We start from the raw sequence: 18475 nt of genomic DNA on the forward strand, positions 1-18475 counted from the left end.
TTATACCATAGTTCGTGACAGTTCCCGTTTTTTTTGATAGAATCATACAGTATGCCCTTGGGCACAAAGTAAGAACTGGGACTGTCTTTCCCAGCTTCGGAGGTAAAAAATGTCAGATTCACCAATCAAATATCGTTTAATTAAAAAAGAAAAACACACGGGAGCTCGTCTGGGTGAGATTATCACACCCCACGGAACCTTCCCAACTCCTATGTTTATGCCAGTTGGGACCCAAGCAACGGTCAAAACCCAATCACCAGAAGAGTTGAAAGAGATGGGGTCAGGAATTATCCTGTCAAACACCTATCATTTGTGGCTTCGTCCTGGAGATGAACTTATCGCACGCGCAGGAGGTCTCCACAAGTTCATGAATTGGGACCAACCTATCTTGACGGATAGTGGCGGTTTCCAAGTATACTCTCTAGCGGATAGTCGGAACATCACAGAAGAAGGGGTAACGTTCAAGAACCACCTCAATGGTTCTAAAATGTTCCTATCACCTGAAAAGGCTACCTCTATCCAGAACAATCTAGGTTCAGACATCATGATGTCTTTTGATGAATGTCCTCAGTTCTACCAACCCTATGATTATGTGAAAAAGTCAATCGAGCGTACCAGCCGTTGGGCTGAGCGTGGTTTGAAGGCTCACCGACGTCCCCATGATCAAGGTTTATTTGGGATTGTACAAGGTGCAGGATTTGAAGATCTTCGTCGTCAGTCAGCTCATGACCTTGTAAGTATGGACTTCCCAGGCTATTCTATCGGTGGGCTAGCAGTTGGAGAAACCCACGAAGAGATGAACGCAGTTTTGGACTTTACGACCCAACTGCTTCCTGAGAACAAACCTCGTTACTTGATGGGAGTAGGAGCACCAGATAGCTTGATTGATGGGGTCATTCGTGGTGTGGATATGTTTGACTGTGTCTTGCCGACTCGTATCGCTCGTAACGGGACTTGTATGACAAGTCAAGGACGTTTGGTTGTAAAAAATGCCCAGTTTGCAGAGGACTTTACACCACTGGATCATGAGTGCGATTGCTACACATGTAAGAACTATACTCGTGCCTACCTTCGTCACCTGCTCAAGGCCGATGAAACCTTTGGTATCCGTTTGACAAGTTACCATAACCTTTACTTCTTGCTCAATCTCATGAAGCAGGTTCGTCAAGCGATTATGGATGATAATCTCTTGGAATTCCGTGAGCATTTTGTTGAAAAATATGGCTATAACAAGTCAGGGCGCAATTTCTAAGTTTAGTAGACTAAAGCTGAAATCCTAAGTTTTCTCTTAGGATTTTTCTTCTTTTTTTGATAGAATAAAGATAGTATGGAATGAACATTAGATGGTTTTTTAACTACTCTAATGAACGGAGAATAAACTCGTATGCGTATTAAATGGTTTTCCTTGATTAGGATTACAGGATTACTCTTGGTGCTTTTGTACCATTTCTTTCAGACGGTTTTTCCAGGAGGTTTCTTCGGGGTTGACGTCTTTTTCACCTTCTCGGGCTTTCTCATTACGTCACTCTTACTAGAGGAGTTCGGACAAAAGGGGCAAATTGATCTCTTGGGATTTTTCAGGAGACGCTTTTATCGGATTTTCCCTCCAGTTGTCTTGATGATACTTGTTACTATGCCCTTCACCTTCTTGGTTCGGCAAGATTATGTAGCAGGTATAGGTAGTCAGATAGCTGGTGTTCTTGGTTTTATGACCAACTTCTACGAGATTCTAACGGGTGGGAGTTATGAATCTCAATTTATCCCTCACCTCTTTGTCCACAATTGGAGTCTAGCAGTTGAAGTTCATTACTATATCTTGTGGGGCTTGGCAGTTTGGTTCTTGTCTAAGCGGGCGAAATCGTCTGGACAATTAAGAGGGACAGTATTTCTCCTGTCATCAGCTGCCTTTATCATCAGTTTCCTTTCAATGTTTATCGGTAGCTTTATCGTTAGCTCCTACTCGACGGTTTACTTTTCAAGTTTTACCCACGTCTATCCTTTCTTTCTAGGTAGTGTCTTGGCCACTTTGGTAGGTGTCCGTCAAACGACTACTCTGGTTAAGCGTCTAAATAATACCTGGGATTTGAAACAGACCTTGCTAGTCTTTGGTGCAGGTTTGGGAGTCCTGCTCTTACTGACCTTCTTCGTGAAGTTTACCTATCTCTTTGCCTATTTGATTGGATTCTTACTTGCAAGTTTAGCGGCACTTGCTATGATTCTTGCTACTCGAGTCTTGCATGAGAAGACACCAAATATTGAGGAGCCAAGGGTGATTAGCTTTCTAGCTGATACCAGTTACGCAGTATATCTCTTCCACTGGCCGTTTTATATCATTTTCTCTCAGTTGATGAGCAACCTACCGGCAGTGATTTTAACGACTGTCTTCTCGTATCTTTTTGCAACCCTCTCATTCTATGTAATTGAACCTTTAATCGCTGGAAAGACAACAGGGCTTTTGCAAAAGGCAAAAGAGATTCCGCATATCAAGACTATTTTTGCATCTAGTAGCGGAATTCTTACTTTGATCACACTGATTGTGATGATCATCGCTCCACAAGTTGGTGCTTTTGAGACAGATTTGACTGTCAATGGTCTTAAACAAGCGCAGACCAATCTTACTCGCACAAAAACTGTGGCAGATCAGACGGAAGCAAGCCGCTACAATATTGCAGATGGTGTATCTATCATAGGAGATTCTGTAACCTTACGGGCAACACCTGGCTTACAAGAGGTTTTGCCGGATGCACAGACAGATGGGCAAGTAAGCCGAAATACAAAGCAAGCCAATGCCATTATGCTGAATAATAGCCAAAATAAGGCACTGCCTAAGATCGTTGTTATTGCTACTGGTGTTAATAATCCTGAGGACTACAAGGCTGACATAGACTCCTTGGTGACAAATCTACCTAAGGGGCATCAGCTTGTTCTGGTGACACCTTATGAAGGGGATACAAGCCAGGAAACTCAACCTTATGTAGAACAATATGCCAGCTATGCGCGTGAAGTTGCTCAAAAGTATCCCTACATTGAAATTGCAGATTGGAACCAAGTATCCAAAGATAATCCAGATATCTGGAAAGGAACAGACCAGGTTCACTTTGGTAATGACAATACCAAGCTGGAAGAGGGAGCTAAGCTCTATGCAGAAACGATAGCTTCAGCCATCAAGGCCCTAGCAGATAAACCTGTGAAATCAAAATAATATCTAAAAAGAGAGTGGGACAGAAATCGGTAATTCGTTAGAATTCGATTTCGTCGTCCCACCTCCGCACAGTTGAGTAGGGCTGTAAAAGCTGATGAAATCAGCGTAGTAGAGACCACTCAACCACTGCGTCTTGCTCGACAATCCAAAGACAATTGAGAGACTAGGACTTTTGTCCCAGCCTCTTTTTCTTTTTAGGGAGCCTGGAAGATAAAAAATAATTCCTTTAGATTATATCGAGGTCTTCAACTTATCGGTTTATCTATCATATCAGCAATCTTAAAGCAGTGCTTTGACCAATCTGTGACCTAGCCCATGTCTCTTCTTTGAGTGTCATAGCGAATCCAGTCTTGATTGGGAAAAACTTGCCAAATTGTCAGAATTATGAGAAAATAGGTGCAGTCTAAAAATGGAGGGAATGCAATGAGAGAAGATATCAAAATCAATAACCGTGCTCTAGCATTGGAAGATCAAATCATTGAAGTGCTCGAAAAAGTTTATGATACAGATGTAGAGTTAGATGTATACAACCTTGGATTGATTTATGAGATTCATTTAGATGAGGCTGGACTTTGTACAGTTGTCATGACCTTCACGGATACTGCCTGTGACTGTGCAGAAAGTCTGCCTATCGAAATTGTCGCAGGTTTGAAACAAATTGATGGAATTGAGGATGTCAAGGTTGAGGTTACTTGGTCTCCAGCTTGGAAGATTACACGTATTAGTCGTTATGGGCGTATAGCCTTAGGTTTACCTCCACGTTAAAAGAAAAAAGCAAGCTAGTTTAGGCTTGCTTTTGATTTGCTTATTTTTTACCAGATTGTTCCATATTCCAGAAGTCTGTAACGGCACCACGTGATGCAGAAGATACGGTATGGGCATATTTACCGAGGACACCACGGCTATAGAGTGGTGGCAAGGTTGTTTCTGCCTTACGTTTTTCAAGTTCTTCATCAGAAACGGCCATGGAAATTTCTTTTGTGTCTTGGTCGACAGTGACGATATCGCCTGTACGGAGGTAAGCAATCGGTCCACCATCCTGAGCTTCAGGGGCGATATGTCCAACAACCAATCCATAAGTACCACCAGAGAAACGGCCGTCTGTCAAGAGGGCAACCTTATCTCCTTGGCCTTTACCAACGATCATTGATGAAAGTGATAGCATTTCAGGCATACCAGGACCACCCTTAGGTCCAACGAAACGAACAACGACAACATCGCCATCAACGATTTCATCTGACAAGACAGCTTGGATAGCATCTTCTTCTGAGTCAAAGACCTTAGCTGGACCAACGTGACGACGAACCTTAACACCTGACACCTTGGCAACTGCACCGTCAGGAGCAAGATTACCGTTCAAGATGATAAGCGGACCGTCCGCACGTTTAGGATTTTCAAGTGGCATGATGACTTTTTGACCTGGAGTAAGATCTGCAAAGTCAGCTAAGTTTTCAGAGACAGTCTTACCAGTACATGTGATACGGTCTCCGTGAAGGAATCCATTTGCCAGCAAGTACTTCATAACCGCAGGCACACCACCAACTTCGTAGAGGTCTTGGAAGACATACTGACCAGAAGGTTTCAAGTCAGCTAAGTGAGGCACACGTTCTTGGATTGTATTGAAGTCCTCAAGTGACAAGTCAACGTTAGCTGCGTGGGCAATAGCAAGCAAGTGAAGAGTGGCGTTAGTAGAACCACCTAGAGCCATTGTCACTGTAATGGCATCTTCAAAGGCTTCACGAGTCAAGATATCTGAAGGTTTGATACCAAGTTCAAGCATTTTGACAACTGCACGACCGGCTGCTTCGATGTCTTCTTTCTTATCAGCAGATTCGGCTGGGTGTGAAGAAGAACCTGGCAAACTCATCCCCAAAACTTCGATAGCAGTAGCCATAGTATTGGCAGTATACATACCACCACAACCACCAGGGCCAGGGCAGGCATTACATTCCAGACGTTTCACGTCCTCAGCAGTCATATCACCGTGGTTCCACTTACCGATTCCTTCAAATACAGAAACCAAGTCGATGTCTTTGCCATCCAGTTTTCCAGGGGCGATAGTACCACCGTAAGCGAAAATAGCTGGGATATCCATATTGGCAATAGCAATCATGGAACCAGGCATGTTCTTGTCACAACCCCCGATAGCCACAAAGGCATCCACGTTGTGACCACCCATAGCAGCTTCGATAGAGTCCGCAATGATATCACGTGACGTTAGGGAGAAGCGCATACCAGGCGTTCCCATGGCAATCCCATCTGCTACCGTAATGGTTCCAAATTGAACCGGCCAAGCACCAGCAGATTTAACACCTTCTTTAGCCAATTTCCCAAAGTCATGCAAGTGAATATTACATGGTGTGTTTTCCGCCCAAGTCGAAATGACCCCAACAATCGGTGTTTCAAAGTCCTTATCTGTCATACCAGTCGCACGAAGCATGGCACGGTTTGGTGATTTAACCATGCTGTCATAAATGCTACTGCGGTGACGTTTATCTAATTCTGTCATTAAGTTCCCTCCCAATTCAGTTTGTATCATTATAGCACATTTTAAAAGCAATGAACAGAAGAAAATTCTTGAATTTTCAGACAATTCAAACCATTGAAATCTTCTTAAAAAAGATTGCATATTTTTGTTGACATTTAAAATTAAAGTGATATCATTTAGATATCAAAAACAGGAGGTCATTCTGATGACTGAAAAACTAATCAATTCAAAACCAAATGGTGTAGTAGCATTGATTCTCATTGAGTTGGCACTCGTACTTGGTTTCCTTATATTTATCATGGGCGCTGGTTCAGAAAACATTTTTGGAATTATTATCGGACTTTTATTAAGCTTAATTGCAGGTCTAGCTCATGCTGGTTTAAAAGTTGTCAAACCTCAGGAAGCACTGGTTTTGACCCTCTTTGGTAACTATACTGGGACCATCAAAGAACCTGGTTTTTACTTTGTCAATCCCTTCAGTATAGCGGTCAATCCTGCAAATCATACTCGACTTGGACAAAGTGGGGACGTTAGCACGAAATCTCCTTTTTCAGGGATGAAATCATCAAATGGAAATGATGTAAATCTTGAAATTGGCAAGAAACAGATTTCCCTCAAAGTTATGACCTTAAGTAATTCCCGTCAAAAAATCAATGATTGTCTAGGAAATCCTGTAGAAATCGGCATTGCCGTTACTTGGCGTGTAGTCGATACGGCAAAAGCAGTCTTCAACGTGGATAACTACAAAGAATATCTTTCATTGCAATGTGATAGTGCCCTCCGTAATATTGTCCGCATCTATCCTTACGATGTGTCTCCTAATGTGGATACTACAGGTGACGGGCAAGCAGATGAAGGTAGCCTCCGTGGCTCTAGTGAGATTGTAGCTAACCGTATTCGCGAAGAAATCCAAAGTCGTGTTGAGGATGCTGGCTTGGAAATTCTTGAAGCACGTATTACTTACTTAGCTTATGCACCGGAAATTGCAGCTGTCATGCTTCAACGTCAACAAGCATCAGCCATTATTGATGCACGTAAGATGATTGTTGATGGCGCTGTAGGAATGGTTGAAATGGCACTAGAACGTCTCAATGAAGGAGAATTAGTAGAACTTGACGAAGAACGAAAAGCTGCTATGGTTTCAAATCTCCTAGTCGTTCTCTGTGGCAATCATGATGCACAACCAATTGTCAATACAGGAAGCCTTTATTAGAAATGGCAGAAGCTAAAAAGAAGCAGATTCCCCTTCGACTTTCGGCAAAGTTATATGCTGCACTCGCATCATGGGCAGAAGATGACTTTCGATCAGTTAACGGGCAAATTGAATATCTCCTTACAGAATGTGTCAAGCAACGGAAGAAAGACGGGAAATACGTCTCAGAAACCATTGATGAACCCTTCGAAATTGATATTTAATCTATTTTCCTATCCAGAATAGTGGATAGGAAAATTTTTTTATCTTTTTTTGTCAAGTAACTTTACTTTACAAAAAAGTTTTGATATACTATTAAAGTTGATGAAAATCAAACCTAACTGAATTTATATCTTAAAAGGAGAAATCAAAATGGCAGTACCTGCACGTCGCACTTCAAAAGCGAAGAAAAACAAACGTCGTACACACTACAAAGTAACAGCTCCATCTGTAAACTTTGACGAAACTACTGGAGATTACTCACGTTCTCACCGCGTATCACTTAAAGGATACTACAAAGGACGTAAGATCGCTAAAGCTGCATCAGCTGAATAATAGAAGGGAGATACCATGCGCGTAAATATTACACTTGAACACAAAGAATCTGGTGAACGCTTGTACCTTACTTCTAAAAACAAACGTAACACTCCAGACCGTCTTCAATTGAAGAAATACTCACCAAAACTTCGCAAACACGTTGTGTTTACAGAAGTTAAATAAGAGTTAACGTATTTTAAACATCTTAAAACCAATGGTTTCGGCCGTTGGTTTTAATTTTTAGTAACATGATGGTAAACAGGTGGTCATAAATTCTCACCACCTTTTCTCTCCTCATCTTTTTTGAGAGCGCTTGAAATATGTTATAATAGTTCTAGATTATTTTTTAGGAGGCAAACCGTGGGAAATTTCATTGAGCTAGTCTTTCATCGTTTCTTTTTGGGGATGATAGCTACAGCTTATTTTTGGTTATTGACACTAGCAGGAGGTGTGGTTTTTGGTATAGCGCCAGCTAGTGCGACTCTCATGAGTTTATTTGCAGAACACGGCTATTCTTACCGTTCTTATCGTTTAAAAGAGGCTTGGACTCTTTACAAGAGCAATTTTATCAAAAGCAATCTGAGCTTTTATACTTTTTTGGGACTTGATTTGCTCTTGATTTATGGTTTATATCTGATGGTTCAATTGCCGCATCAGACTATTCTCCACTTGGCAGCAACTTTTCTGAATATCTTTCTGGTAGCTTTGGTATTTTTGGCCTATACTGTGTCTTTAAAATTGCAAGTTTATTTTGACTTATCCTATCAAAATACCTTGAAGCTAGCCTTTATCGGAATTTTTATGAGCTTGTCAGCAGTGGCCAAGGTTCTTCTTGGTAGCGTCTTGTTAGCCATCATTGGCTTCTATATGCCAGCCCTTATCATTTTTGTAGGGATTGGTATGTGGCATTTCTTTATTAGTGATTTATTGGAGCCCGTTTATGAAAACATTCATGAAAAATTGGCGTCCAAATAGAATGAAACAGTTTTGGCTTCATTCGCTCCTTCGAACCTATAGCTGGGTGATGATTGTTATCATTGCCAGTTTTGCCCTTTTGATTTCCTATGTAAACTGGGATAATCGCGAAAAAGAAGCGGAGCATGTTTCCCAGCGGGTTTTAACACGGACAGTGAGTGAGGTTGAATATTATTATCGTGAGTCAGCTCGTTTAGCTCAAGATTTAGTAGAAAATCAGGCACGCATCGAAGGGATTTATAAGTACTTTAGCCTCAGCACCCCCGATTATTTTTATTGGCAACTAGAGCGTAAGGCGTCACCTTATATTTCGGTATCCATCTATGAAAATATCGATGATCTCTATGTGCGCAATGATTTTGTAACAGGCGTAGCCATCGTTTTACAGGATTCGACAGAAGTTTATGTCTCCAAAAGAGACAATCGTAGTGGCTATAAACTACCTGCTGAAGGTTTCAAGCCAGAAGCTAATAGTTTTGCCATCCCAGTATCGGACCCAGTATCAGACCTGCCTTTAGGTGTGATCTACATTTCTGTGACTTCTGATGTTTTTTATAAGGCTATTGACAATACCAGAGGAACCATTCCCATCGCTGTGACCATTACTTCCCCTTTTGAAACGGATATGTTTCATCTGGGTGAAAAAAGTGATCGTGAAAATTGGTTGCTTGCTGTAACATCGCATGGCTATCAGGTTCAAGTAGCTGTGCCTAGAGATTATGTACTTAGTGGCAGTATGGCTAGTTCAGGCATCATCCTTGCCCTGAGTGCCCTCTTTATCGTCATTTTATATGCGACTTTGAAGAAGACATTCTCCAAGTATCAAGCACAAGTTGTTGACCTAGTGGAGACAATTCATGATATTGCGCAGGGAGAACAAGGCAAAAGAATTGATCTTAAGAAGAAAGATCAGGAATTACTTTTAATCGCTGAAACGACAAATGACATGTTGGACCGACTGGAGAGAAATATCCACGATATTTACCAGCTGGAGCTGAGCCAAAAAGATGCCAATATGCGGGCATTGCAAGCTCAAATTAATCCGCATTTTATGTACAATACCCTCGAGTTTTTACGAATGTACGCAGTCATGGCAGATCAGAACGAATTGGCAGATATTATCTACGAATTCAGTAGTCTCTTGCGCAACAACATCTCTGATGAACGAGAAACGACGCTCAAGCAAGAAGTAGAGTTTTGTCGCAAATATAGCTATCTCTGTATGGTTCGCTATCCCAAGTCAGTCGCCTATGGCTTTAAAATTGATCCCAAGTTAAAAGAAATGCGGATTCCAAAATTCACCCTCCAACCCTTGGTGGAGAATTATTTTGCCCATGGAGTTGATCACAGAAGAACGGATAATGTTATCAGTATCAAGGCTTTGAAACAAGAGGGCTATGTCGAAATTTTAGTGGTGGATAATGGTCGTGGCATGTCTGCTGAAAAATTAGCAGAAATTCAAACCAAATTAGCCCAAAGGACGTTTGAACACGCAGTGGATTATAGTGGAAAACGACAGTCCATTGGGATCGTCAATGTTCATGAGCGCTTTGTGCTCTATTTTGGGGACCGCTATAACATTAGTGTAGAATCAATGGAACAGCAAGGTGTTCGTTATCGAATTACTATTCAGGATGAGGAGAAAGGATAAAGATGTACAAAGTACTATTAGTGGACGACGAGTACATGATTACCGAAGGGCTCAAGCGTTTGATTCCTTTTGATAAATGGGATATGGAAGTCGTCGCTACAGCCAATCATGCCGACGACGCTCTTGACTATGTCCGAGAACATCCTGTGGATATTGTGATATCTGATGTCAACATGCCTGACAAAACAGGACTTGAAATGATTCAGGAAATGAAGGACTTGTTGCCAGATGCTTATTATATCCTACTATCGGGCTATCAAGAATTTGACTACGTCAAAAAAGCTATGAATCTCAGCGTGGTTGATTATCTGGTTAAACCAGTCGATAAGGTTGAGTTGGGACATTTACTTGAAAAAATCGTCACTCAACTTCGTGAGAAGGTTCAAGAGCCAGAAATCTTGAGCCAGCAATTAGATGAAGAAGCATTCAAGACTCATCTCACACAAAAAGAAAACTGGTGGATTGGGCTTTCAAAAGAAAAACAAGGGGATTTTGTCATTCCCTACTATGTTCTAGGTCAGGACTGGCAAATCGTCCTTGCAGATCAGGAATTTGAGGGTTTGCTAGTCATGCCTTTTGAAGCTCCTTATCAAATCAACTTTGAAAAGTGGAAGCGTGATGTTGAAAAGACTCTCTTTTATGGATCGGTCAATTTAGATCAGTCTGAAAGTCTCTTTTCTTACTACGAACCCATCTATCGAGTGATTATCCAAGGAAATCTCCAGCAAATTATTGATGAATTGACCTTGCTTGAGAAGATTGTCCTTGAAAACACACCGAGGGTATCTATCACAAAGCAGCTCTTTACCCAGTTTGTCATGGATGTTTTCCATCTTTTTGAACATTTGAAAGCAGACGATATGACAGATATTGTCAAGAACATTCATGCTATAACAACTTTTGAGGATTTAGTCGCTTATACCAAGGAAACCTTGACATCATTCTTCGGCCAATATCGAATGAATGAAAATGTGGTCAGTGTGCTCGAGGTCATTGGTAGAGATTACCAAAAAGAGCTTTCTCTCAAGGATATCAGCAAGGATCTCTTTATCAATCCTGTTTATTTGGGGCAGTTGATCAAGAAGGAAACCAATTCCACCTTTGCAGAGCTTCTCAATAAGCAACGTATCAAGGCAGCTCAACAGCTCTTGCTATCTACAAATGATAGTATTGAGGATATCTGCTATACGGTTGGATACAGTAATGTAGGTTATTTCTATAAGGTCTTTCGAAAACTGTGTGGGAAGTCTCCTAAAGCCTATCGAAAACAGGTGGAAACGAACTTGTAACAGTTGTTCTCCTTCGTAAAATATGCTATAATAATTAAAAAATTATGAGGAGGTTACTTTTATGAAAAAGAAACCAATCTATCTTTGGGTGTTGCTGATTTTATCAGCCTTACTCTCAGCAATATCGCTTTTTGGGCTCATCTCTCCAGTACCTACTGCAGAAAGTATGGGTAATATTGAGTCGTCAGGTGTAGATGCTACTTATGCTAAGGAACTGATTGCCTACACGATTAAAGTAACTGAACATGCCCATTCAATTTTCAACATGATTTTAGTTGTCTTATCAGCTATTTTAGTTGTGGTTGCTTTGGTCTTCCTCGTTCGTAAAAACATCCAGTTGGCTAATTATGCCTATATCGGCTATGTTTTTCTAGCTATCCTTGGTTCTATCTACAACTTTGTAGGAGTCCAAGATGCACTTTCACTTTTTACAGACCCTAACGTCCGTATGGGAGCTGAACTAGGTGCTAAAGGCTCTGCTATTTTTGGGGTTGTACTCAATGTTATCTTCCTAGCAATCGTCTTCTATAAGATGTGGCGTCAGCAGAAAGAATTAACAGAAGCTCAAGAAGAGGAAGAACTTGCCTAAGAGTTGACAAAGCATAACTATCAAGATACAATCTTGGTAGTTATTTTTTATGATTCAAAAAAAGGAGGAGAAAATGAAAAAAATTTCCTTAGTCTATATCAGTCTGAGCGGAAATACGGAGAGTTTCGTTACACGTCTGAAGGCCTACCTGTTAGAACAGTATGAGAACATTGAAGTAGAAAAAATTCATATTAAAGATTTGGTCAAGGAAGGGGAAGACTTCTTTGAAATGACCAATCCATATGTGGCTTTTCTACCGACTTATCTAGAAGGTGGCAATGGTGTTGACAATGGTGATGTGGAGATTTTGACCACTCCAGTAGGTGATTTTATCGCTTACGGTGACAATGCCAGCAAGTGTTTTGGTGTTGTAGGATCCGGTAATCGTAACTTTAACAACCAATACTGTTTGACGGCTAAACAATACAGCCAACGCTTTGGTTTCCCTGTATTGGCTGACTTTGAGATGCGTGGAATGCTGGGAGATATTAAAAAGGTTGCAGGGATTATTGCGGAACTCTATGAATTAGAAGCTTTGTAAGAGGCTAGATTTTCTGAGGAAGAGTTTTATTCTATGGATAAAGGATTTACTTCAAAGGGAACAATCGAAATGAGTAAACTACAGAGATCATTTTTAAAGTATATAAAACGGAAACCAAGCTTCAAGGATATTATGCTATGCAGTGCTTTGCTACTCTTAGAGTTAGCTCTGTTGCAGTTCTCCAAGAAATTTCTTGATGAAAGTTTGTCAGCATACGGAACCATGGCATCACTAGGGATTGTTATAGTGGTGGGAATCGTAGTTCTCAGGAAAAAATAGAAAAGGACTCGAGAAATGCTATCTCGAATCCTTTTTTATTTTCTGATGTCTTCCACAATTTCCTTTGAAATCATAATTCCCAAACGATATCCCTTATTGATGTAGTCGATGACATCGTTGATGTTTTCTGTTGTTTTAATTTTTTCCTTGATAGTAGCTCGAAAAGTTTCATCCTTTAAAAGCTGTTCTTGTAGAAGGCCTTGTAGTTTTTCCTTTTCGTATTTGTTAATGAGAAAAAGAACGACAAGACTGATGACAACTAAAATATAAGCATATTGGCTCATAAAGTCTCTCCCTGTGTGATAAAGAAGTTAATAACAAGAGAAAAGCGAAAAAGATTTTTCGCTTTTCAAGTAATGACAATATAAAATCAGGCAGACGATAGCTAAGCTAAAAAAGTGGTTGTTCTGCCCCTGACTCTAGCACCAAACCAAGATCCGTAATCTAAACAAATCGATGTTATTTTTTAGATGAATTAGTAAAGCGTTTAGGCAATTCACCTGATAGCGATTGCCGTCAAGAGACTAGGAACTTTAGTTCCAATAACTTTAAGATTACGACGTCTTTCGGTAGAAATCGATAATATTTCTATCGAAAGATTAGTGAAGCGTTTAGGCAAATCGCCTCATTTACGACGTCGTGGCCCCCTAAATCGATTATATTTAGGGGTCATGACTAGTGAAGCGGTTAGCTAGTCCGCATAAAAGCGGCCAGCGTCCAACAATTAGGAACTTTAGTTCCAATTGTTGGTACTGAATCACATCTTCTCTGGTGCCTCTACACCCAGCAAACGAAGTGCTTCTTTGAGGACAACTGCGGTTGCATAGCTAAGAGCTAGGCGGCTGTCGCGTTCTGGACTTTCATCCAAAATACGAGTGTGAGCGTAGTATTTATTGAAGGCTTGAGCCAAGTTGATTGCGTATTTAGCGATAAGAGATGGGTCATAGTTATCAGATGCACGCTTGATGACACGAGCAAAATCTTGAAGCAATTTGATGATTTCCCAGCTCTCAGTATCATTGAGGCTGTAGTTTCCATCAGTCAGTGGTTGGAAGTCACCTTTTCTTAAGATAGATTGGATACGAGCGTATGCGTATTGGACATAAGGACCTGTTTCCCCTTCGAAGGAAACCATTGCTTCAAGGTCAAAGTCATAACCGTTTCTACGGTCAGTTTTAAGGTCGTAGAACTTCACAGCTCCAACACCAACAGCTCGAGCAACTTGCTCCTTGTTTTCAAGGTCAGGATTTTTCGCTTCGATTTGAGCCTTGGCACGGCTGATAGCTTCTTGAAGTGTTGGTTCAAGAAGGATGATGTTTCCTTTACGAGTTGAAAGCTTCTGACGATTCTTAGTAACGAGACCGAAGTCAACGTGAATCATGTCATCGCTCCAGTCAAATCCCATTTTCTTCAAAACAGCTTTTAGTTGTTTGAAGTGGTTAGACTGCTCTTGACCAACAGCATAGACGTTCTTAACAAAGTTATAAGTGCGAGCGCGGTAGATAGCAGTTGCGATATCACGGGTGATGTAAAGAGTAGCACCATCAGATTTTTTGATCATAGCTGGTGGCAATTCAAAATCGTCCAGGTTAACGATGCTAGCACCACGAGATTCTTCAAGCAAACCTTTTTCTTCAAGGATTTTGACAGCTTCATCCATCTTATCATTGTAGAAGGCTTCTCCGTTTAGGCTATCAAATTCAACACCCAAGAGTTCATAGATGCGGTTGAATTCTACTAAACTTTCATCACGGAACCATTGCCACAATTGAGTAGCTTCTGGATCGCCATCTTCCAATTTTTTAAACCAGAGACGTCCTTCGTCATCAAGTGCTTGATCAGTTTCGATTTCAGCATTGATACGCACGTAAAGTTTCAACAGTTCGTCAATCGGATTGGCTTCAACAGCTTCTTTGCTACCCCATTTTTTGTAGGCTACCATAAGAAGACCGAATTGTTTACCCCAGTCACCAAGGTGGTTGATTTTGATAGTGTTGTAGCCCATTTTCTTGAAGATGTTTGAAAGGGCATCACCGATAACTGTTGAACGCAAGTGACCAACAGAGAATGGTTTTGCAATATTTGGACTTGAAAGGTCAATGGTGATATTTTGCTCTTGGCCTTCATCTTGTTGAGCATAGTCAGAACCTTTCTCGATGATTTCTTTGATAACCGCTCCAGAAATTGCAGACTTATCAAGGAAAAAGTTTACGTAAGGACCAGTCGCAACAACTTTTTCAAAGGCTTGGCTATTAATTTTTTCAGCAATATCTGCTGCAATCATTTGAGGTGCTTTACGCTCTACTTTTGCTAGAGAGAAGGCTGGGAAGGCGATATCTCCCATGTCAGAGTTTTTAGGTTGTTCTAATAAATTGAAAATAGCCTCTTGATCCAGGCTATCAATGACGCTAGCCAATTCACTAGCGATCAATTGTTTTGTATTCATTATAGGCTCCTTTGGACTTTTCTTCTATTTTATCACAATTTTAAAGAAAGACGAAATTTTTTTTGAAATATTCGGTTTTTTTGGTATAATGTTCTTATTAAATAGATGAAAATGTTATAAATATTCACTCGAGAGGATGTTATGAGAAAAAGAGAACGTCATCAGTTGATCAAGCAGATGATCACTGAGGAGAAGTTAGGAACTCAAAAGGAGATTCAAGATCGTTTGGAAGCACGCAATGTTTTTGTGACACAAACGACCTTGTCGCGTGACCTTCGTGAACTTGGCTTGACCAAGGTTAAGAAAAATGATATGGTCTACTACGTACTAGCAAATGAGACAGAGAAGATTGACCTGGTTGAGTTTTTATCCCATCATTTAGAAGGCGTGGCAAGAGCTGAGTTTACCTTAGTTCTTCACACTAAACTGGGTGAAGCAGCGGTTTTAGCCAATGTTGTCGATGCCAACAAGGATGAATGGATTTTAGGAACAGTTGCGGGTGCCAATACCCTCTTGGTGATTTGCCGAGATCAGCATGTTGCTAAACTCATGGAAGATCGTTTGTTAGATTTGATGAAGGATAGATAAGGAGGTTGGGACAAAAGTCCTAGCCTCTCAATTGTCTTTGGATTGCCGAGCAAGACGCAGTGGTTGAGTGGGCTCTTCTACGCTGATTTCATCAGCTTTTACAGCCCTACTCAACTGTGCGGAGGTGGGACGACGAAATCGAATTCTAACGAATTACCGATTTCTGTCCCACTCTCTATTTTTAACAAGGAGAGAATGGATGACGATGGAAAAATTATCACCTGGTATGCAGCAGTATGTGGATATAAAAAAACAATATCCAGATGCTTTTTTGCTCTTTCGTATGGGTGATTTTTATGAGTTATTTTACGAAGATGCAGTCAATGCTGCCCAGATACTAGAAATCTCACTAACCAGTCGCAATAAGAATGCTGACAATCCTATTCCCATGGCTGGAGTTCCTTATCACTCAGCACAACAGTATATTGATGTCCTAGTGGAGCGTGGCTACAAGGTTGCCATTGCTGAGCAGATGGAGGATCCTAAGCAGGCAGTAGGGGTTGTTAAGCGAGAGGTTGTGCAGGTGATTACCCCTGGTACAGTCGTCGATAGTAGTAAACCAGATAGTCAAAACAACTTTTTGGTGGCTATCGACCGTGACGGTCAGCAATTTGGCTTGGCCTACATGGATCTGGTGACGGGTGATTTTTATGTGACAGGTTTATTGGATTTTACCCTGGTCTGTGGTGAAATCCGAAATCTTAAGGCAAGAGAAGTTGTCATCGGCTATACCTTAACTGAAGAGGAAGAACAGATTCTCAGCCGTCAAATGAATTTGGTGCTTTCTTATGAGAAAGAATCATTTGAAGACATACATCTACTGGATCCACGCTTGGCGCCTATTGAACAAGCTGCCAGCAGTAAGCTACTTCAGTATATTCATCGGACTCAGATGAGAGAACTGAACCATTTGAAGCCAGTTGTCCGTTATGAAATTAAGGATTTCTTGCAGATGGATTATGCAACCAAGGCTAGTTTAGATCTAGTAGAAAATGCTCGCTCAGGTAAGAAACAAGGGAGTCTTTTCTGGTTGCTGGATGAGACTAAGACTGCCATGGGAATGCGTCTTTTGCGCTCTTGGATCCACCGTCCCTTGATTGACAAGGATCGTATCCTTGAACGTCAGGAGGTTGTACAGGTCTTTCTGGATTATTTCTTTGAACGTAGTGATTTGACAGAAAGCCTAAAGGGAGTCTACGATATTGAGCGCCTTGCTAGTCGTGTTTCTTTTGGGAAAAGCAATCCTAAAGACCTCTTGCAATTAGCGACTACCTTAGGAAGTGTTCCAAGAATTCGAGCAATTTTAGAAGGAATGGAGCAACCAGCTCTTGCCTATCTGATTGAACAATTAGATCCTATTCCTGAGTTGGAAAATCTCATTAGTGCAGCCATTGCTCCAGAGGCACCTCATGTCATTACCGAAGGCGGTATTATTCGGACTGGCTTTGACGAGACCTTGGACAAGTATCGTCGGGTACTGAGAGAAGGGACCAGCTGGATTGCTGAGATTGAGGCCAAGGAAAGAGAAAATTCTGGCATTAATACGCTCAAGATTGACTACAATAAAAAAGACGGCTACTATTTCCATGTGACCAATTCTCAGCTTGGTAACGTACCAGCCCACTTTTTCCGTAAGGCTACGCTAAAAAACTCTGAACGTTTTGGGACAGAGGAGTTGGCTCGTATCGAGGGAGAAATGTTAGAGGCGCGTGAAAAATCAGCAAACTTAGAGTACGAAATTTTTATGCGGATCCGTGAGGAGGTTGGGAAGTATATCCAACGCCTGCAAGCCCTAGCTCAAGGAATCGCTACTGTCGATGTCTTACAAGGCTTGGCAGTGGTAGCAGAAAATCAACACCTGATTCGACCAGAGTTTGGGCAAGAGTCGCGGATTGATATCCAGAATGGTCGTCACGCTGTCGTTGAGAAGGTCATGGGAGCTCAGACCTATATTCCCAATAGTATCCAGATGGATGAAGATACTAGCATTCAACTAATTACAGGTCCGAACATGAGCGGGAAGTCAACCTATATGCGCCAGCTGGCTATGACAGCAGTCATGGCACAGATGGGATCTTATGTTCCAGCTGAGAGTGCTAGTCTTCCTATTTTTGATGCTATCTTCACTCGTATTGGGGCAGCGGATGACTTGGTTTCCGGTCAGTCAACCTTTATGGTCGAGATGATGGAAGCTAATAATGCTATTACACATGCTACTGAAAAATCCCTGATTCTCTTTGATGAGTTGGGACGCGGAACGGCAACCTATGATGGCATGGCCCTGGCCCAAGCGATTATCGAGTATATCCATGAACATATCGGAGCCAAGACTCTCTTTGCAACTCACTACCATGAATTGACTAGCTTAGAATCTAGCCTGGAACATCTGGTTAATGTCCACGTGGCTACGCTGGAGCAAAATGGTCAGGTTACCTTCCTTCACAAGATCGAAGCAGGACCAGCAGACAAATCATACGGTATTCACGTAGCTAAGATTGCAGGGTTACCGACAGATTTGCTAGTAAGGGCAGATGCAATATTAACGCAATTAGAGAACCAAGGTCTGGAAAGTCCTGCTCCAATGAAACAAACACATGCAGTCTCTGAACAAATTTCCCTATTTGACTCGGCGGAAGAAAATCCTATTCTAGCAGAATTGGCTAAAGTAGATGTGTACAATATGACACCGATGCAGGCC

The 18475-nt window shown here is 41.3% G+C and carries 18 protein-coding genes; 15 read left to right on the plus strand and 3 right to left on the minus strand.

The genetic code is table 11. The annotated features are described in order from the left end of the window. The first annotated feature begins 109 nt into the window (after positions 1-109). The 3 genes from tgt to HMPREF2987_RS05915 all read left to right on the plus strand — a co-directional run bounded on the left by tgt (position 110) and on the right by HMPREF2987_RS05915 (position 3967). Positions 110-1252 (plus strand): tRNA guanosine(34) transglycosylase Tgt, encoded by a 1143-nt coding sequence (gene tgt, locus HMPREF2987_RS05905; RefSeq protein WP_075229740.1) that lies wholly within the window; start codon positions 110-112, stop codon positions 1250-1252. A gap of 132 nt (positions 1253-1384) precedes the next feature. Beyond that, the gene (locus tag HMPREF2987_RS05910; protein WP_075229741.1) at positions 1385-3202 is read left to right on the plus strand and encodes an acyltransferase family protein; all 1818 of its coding nucleotides are present in this window, start codon (positions 1385-1387) and stop codon (positions 3200-3202) included. Between the two features lie 423 nt (positions 3203-3625). Next, positions 3626-3967 (plus strand): metal-sulfur cluster assembly factor, encoded by a 342-nt coding sequence (locus tag HMPREF2987_RS05915; RefSeq protein WP_075229742.1) that lies wholly within the window; start codon positions 3626-3628, stop codon positions 3965-3967. A gap of 40 nt (positions 3968-4007) precedes the next feature. Here HMPREF2987_RS05915 and ilvD read toward each other — a convergent pair whose 3' ends face one another. Further along, positions 4008-5711, minus strand: coding sequence for a dihydroxy-acid dehydratase (gene ilvD, locus HMPREF2987_RS05920; protein WP_075229743.1), 1704 nt, complete (start codon positions 5709-5711; stop codon positions 4008-4010). Between the two features lie 184 nt (positions 5712-5895). Here ilvD and HMPREF2987_RS05925 point away from each other — a divergent pair, with 184 nt between their 5' ends. The 10 genes from HMPREF2987_RS05925 to HMPREF2987_RS05970 all read left to right on the plus strand — a co-directional run bounded on the left by HMPREF2987_RS05925 (position 5896) and on the right by HMPREF2987_RS05970 (position 12743). Next, a complete protein-coding gene (locus HMPREF2987_RS05925; RefSeq protein ID WP_075229744.1) occupies positions 5896-6903 on the plus strand; it encodes an SPFH domain-containing protein in 1008 nt (335 codons plus the stop codon). Between the two features lie 2 nt (positions 6904-6905). Beyond that, positions 6906-7106 (plus strand): type II toxin-antitoxin system antitoxin, encoded by a 201-nt coding sequence (locus HMPREF2987_RS05930; protein ID WP_075229745.1) that lies wholly within the window; start codon positions 6906-6908, stop codon positions 7104-7106. Positions 7107-7254: 148 nt separating this feature from the next. Then, positions 7255-7437, plus strand: a complete 183-nt coding sequence (gene rpmF, locus HMPREF2987_RS05935) for a 50S ribosomal protein L32 (protein ID WP_000290417.1) — start codon at positions 7255-7257, stop codon at positions 7435-7437. A gap of 15 nt (positions 7438-7452) precedes the next feature. Next, entirely contained in the window at positions 7453-7602 is a 150-nt protein-coding gene (gene rpmG / locus HMPREF2987_RS05940; RefSeq protein WP_001265622.1) for a 50S ribosomal protein L33, read from the plus strand. A 222-nt stretch (positions 7603-7824) separates the two neighbouring features. Beyond that, positions 7825-8394, plus strand: coding sequence for a YesL family protein (locus HMPREF2987_RS05945; RefSeq protein WP_373878859.1), 570 nt, complete (start codon positions 7825-7827; stop codon positions 8392-8394). Further along, positions 8372-10045, plus strand: coding sequence for a sensor histidine kinase (locus HMPREF2987_RS05950; protein WP_075229817.1), 1674 nt, complete (start codon positions 8372-8374; stop codon positions 10043-10045). The genes HMPREF2987_RS05945 and HMPREF2987_RS05950 overlap by 23 nt, the downstream gene beginning before the upstream one ends. Positions 10046-10047: 2 nt before the next feature. Beyond that, a complete protein-coding gene (locus HMPREF2987_RS05955; RefSeq protein WP_075229747.1) occupies positions 10048-11334 on the plus strand; it encodes a response regulator transcription factor in 1287 nt (428 codons plus the stop codon). Between the two features lie 61 nt (positions 11335-11395). Next, positions 11396-11923, plus strand: coding sequence for an ABC transporter permease (locus HMPREF2987_RS05960; protein WP_075229748.1), 528 nt, complete (start codon positions 11396-11398; stop codon positions 11921-11923). 73 nt (positions 11924-11996) lie between these two features. Further along, positions 11997-12464, plus strand: coding sequence for a class Ib ribonucleoside-diphosphate reductase assembly flavoprotein NrdI (gene nrdI, locus HMPREF2987_RS05965; RefSeq protein WP_049527317.1), 468 nt, complete (start codon positions 11997-11999; stop codon positions 12462-12464). A gap of 33 nt (positions 12465-12497) precedes the next feature. Next, positions 12498-12743: a hypothetical protein gene (locus HMPREF2987_RS05970; protein WP_257375147.1), complete on the plus strand. Its 246-nt coding sequence runs from the start codon at positions 12498-12500 to the stop codon at positions 12741-12743. 35 nt (positions 12744-12778) lie between these two features. On the opposite strand, the gene HMPREF2987_RS05975 is transcribed toward HMPREF2987_RS05970, so the two are convergent. Both HMPREF2987_RS05975 and argS read right to left on the minus strand, forming a co-directional pair. Continuing rightward, positions 12779-13027, minus strand: a complete 249-nt coding sequence (locus HMPREF2987_RS05975) for a MarR family transcriptional regulator (RefSeq protein ID WP_075229749.1) — start codon at positions 13025-13027, stop codon at positions 12779-12781. A gap of 473 nt (positions 13028-13500) precedes the next feature. Further along, positions 13501-15189, minus strand: a complete 1689-nt coding sequence (argS, locus tag HMPREF2987_RS05980) for an arginine--tRNA ligase (protein WP_075229750.1) — start codon at positions 15187-15189, stop codon at positions 13501-13503. A gap of 141 nt (positions 15190-15330) precedes the next feature. On the opposite strand from argS, the gene argR reads away from it, so the two are divergent. Beyond that, the gene (gene argR, locus HMPREF2987_RS05985) at positions 15331-15777 is read left to right on the plus strand and encodes an arginine repressor (protein WP_075229751.1); all 447 of its coding nucleotides are present in this window, start codon (positions 15331-15333) and stop codon (positions 15775-15777) included. A gap of 199 nt (positions 15778-15976) precedes the next feature. Further along, positions 15977-18475 (plus strand): DNA mismatch repair protein MutS (gene mutS / locus HMPREF2987_RS05990; RefSeq protein ID WP_075229752.1); only part of this gene is annotated, 2499 nt, incomplete at its 3' end.

This window comes from Streptococcus sp. HMSC067H01 (assembly GCF_001814775.1).
GTDB lineage: Bacteria > Bacillota > Bacilli > Lactobacillales > Streptococcaceae > Streptococcus.

Bases quoted from the DNA above. Each gene is read 5' to 3' on its own strand.
- nrdI (WP_049527317.1), top strand. From the start codon at position 11,997: ATGAAAAAAATTTCCTTAGTCTATATCAGTCTGAGCGGAAATACGGAG.
- rpmG (WP_001265622.1), top strand. From the start codon at position 7,453: ATGCGCGTAAATATTACACTTGAACACAAAGAATCTGGTGAACGCTTG.
- HMPREF2987_RS05960 (WP_075229748.1), top strand. From the start codon at position 11,396: ATGAAAAAGAAACCAATCTATCTTTGGGTGTTGCTGATTTTATCAGCC.
- HMPREF2987_RS05970 (WP_257375147.1), top strand. From the start codon at position 12,498: ATGGATAAAGGATTTACTTCAAAGGGAACAATCGAAATGAGTAAACTA.
- HMPREF2987_RS05925 (WP_075229744.1), top strand. From the start codon at position 5,896: ATGACTGAAAAACTAATCAATTCAAAACCAAATGGTGTAGTAGCATTG.
- tgt (WP_075229740.1), top strand. From the start codon at position 110: ATGTCAGATTCACCAATCAAATATCGTTTAATTAAAAAAGAAAAACAC.
- argR (WP_075229751.1), top strand. From the start codon at position 15,331: ATGAGAAAAAGAGAACGTCATCAGTTGATCAAGCAGATGATCACTGAG.
- HMPREF2987_RS05910 (WP_075229741.1), top strand. From the start codon at position 1,385: ATGCGTATTAAATGGTTTTCCTTGATTAGGATTACAGGATTACTCTTG.
- HMPREF2987_RS05945 (WP_373878859.1), top strand. From the start codon at position 7,825: ATGATAGCTACAGCTTATTTTTGGTTATTGACACTAGCAGGAGGTGTG.
- HMPREF2987_RS05915 (WP_075229742.1), top strand. From the start codon at position 3,626: ATGAGAGAAGATATCAAAATCAATAACCGTGCTCTAGCATTGGAAGAT.
- HMPREF2987_RS05930 (WP_075229745.1), top strand. From the start codon at position 6,906: ATGGCAGAAGCTAAAAAGAAGCAGATTCCCCTTCGACTTTCGGCAAAG.
- rpmF (WP_000290417.1), top strand. From the start codon at position 7,255: ATGGCAGTACCTGCACGTCGCACTTCAAAAGCGAAGAAAAACAAACGT.
- ilvD (WP_075229743.1), bottom strand. From the start codon at position 5,711: ATGACAGAATTAGATAAACGTCACCGCAGTAGCATTTATGACAGCATG.
- argS (WP_075229750.1), bottom strand. From the start codon at position 15,189: ATGAATACAAAACAATTGATCGCTAGTGAATTGGCTAGCGTCATTGAT.
- HMPREF2987_RS05955 (WP_075229747.1), top strand. From the start codon at position 10,048: ATGTACAAAGTACTATTAGTGGACGACGAGTACATGATTACCGAAGGG.
- HMPREF2987_RS05950 (WP_075229817.1), top strand. From the start codon at position 8,372: ATGAAAAATTGGCGTCCAAATAGAATGAAACAGTTTTGGCTTCATTCG.
- HMPREF2987_RS05975 (WP_075229749.1), bottom strand. From the start codon at position 13,027: ATGAGCCAATATGCTTATATTTTAGTTGTCATCAGTCTTGTCGTTCTT.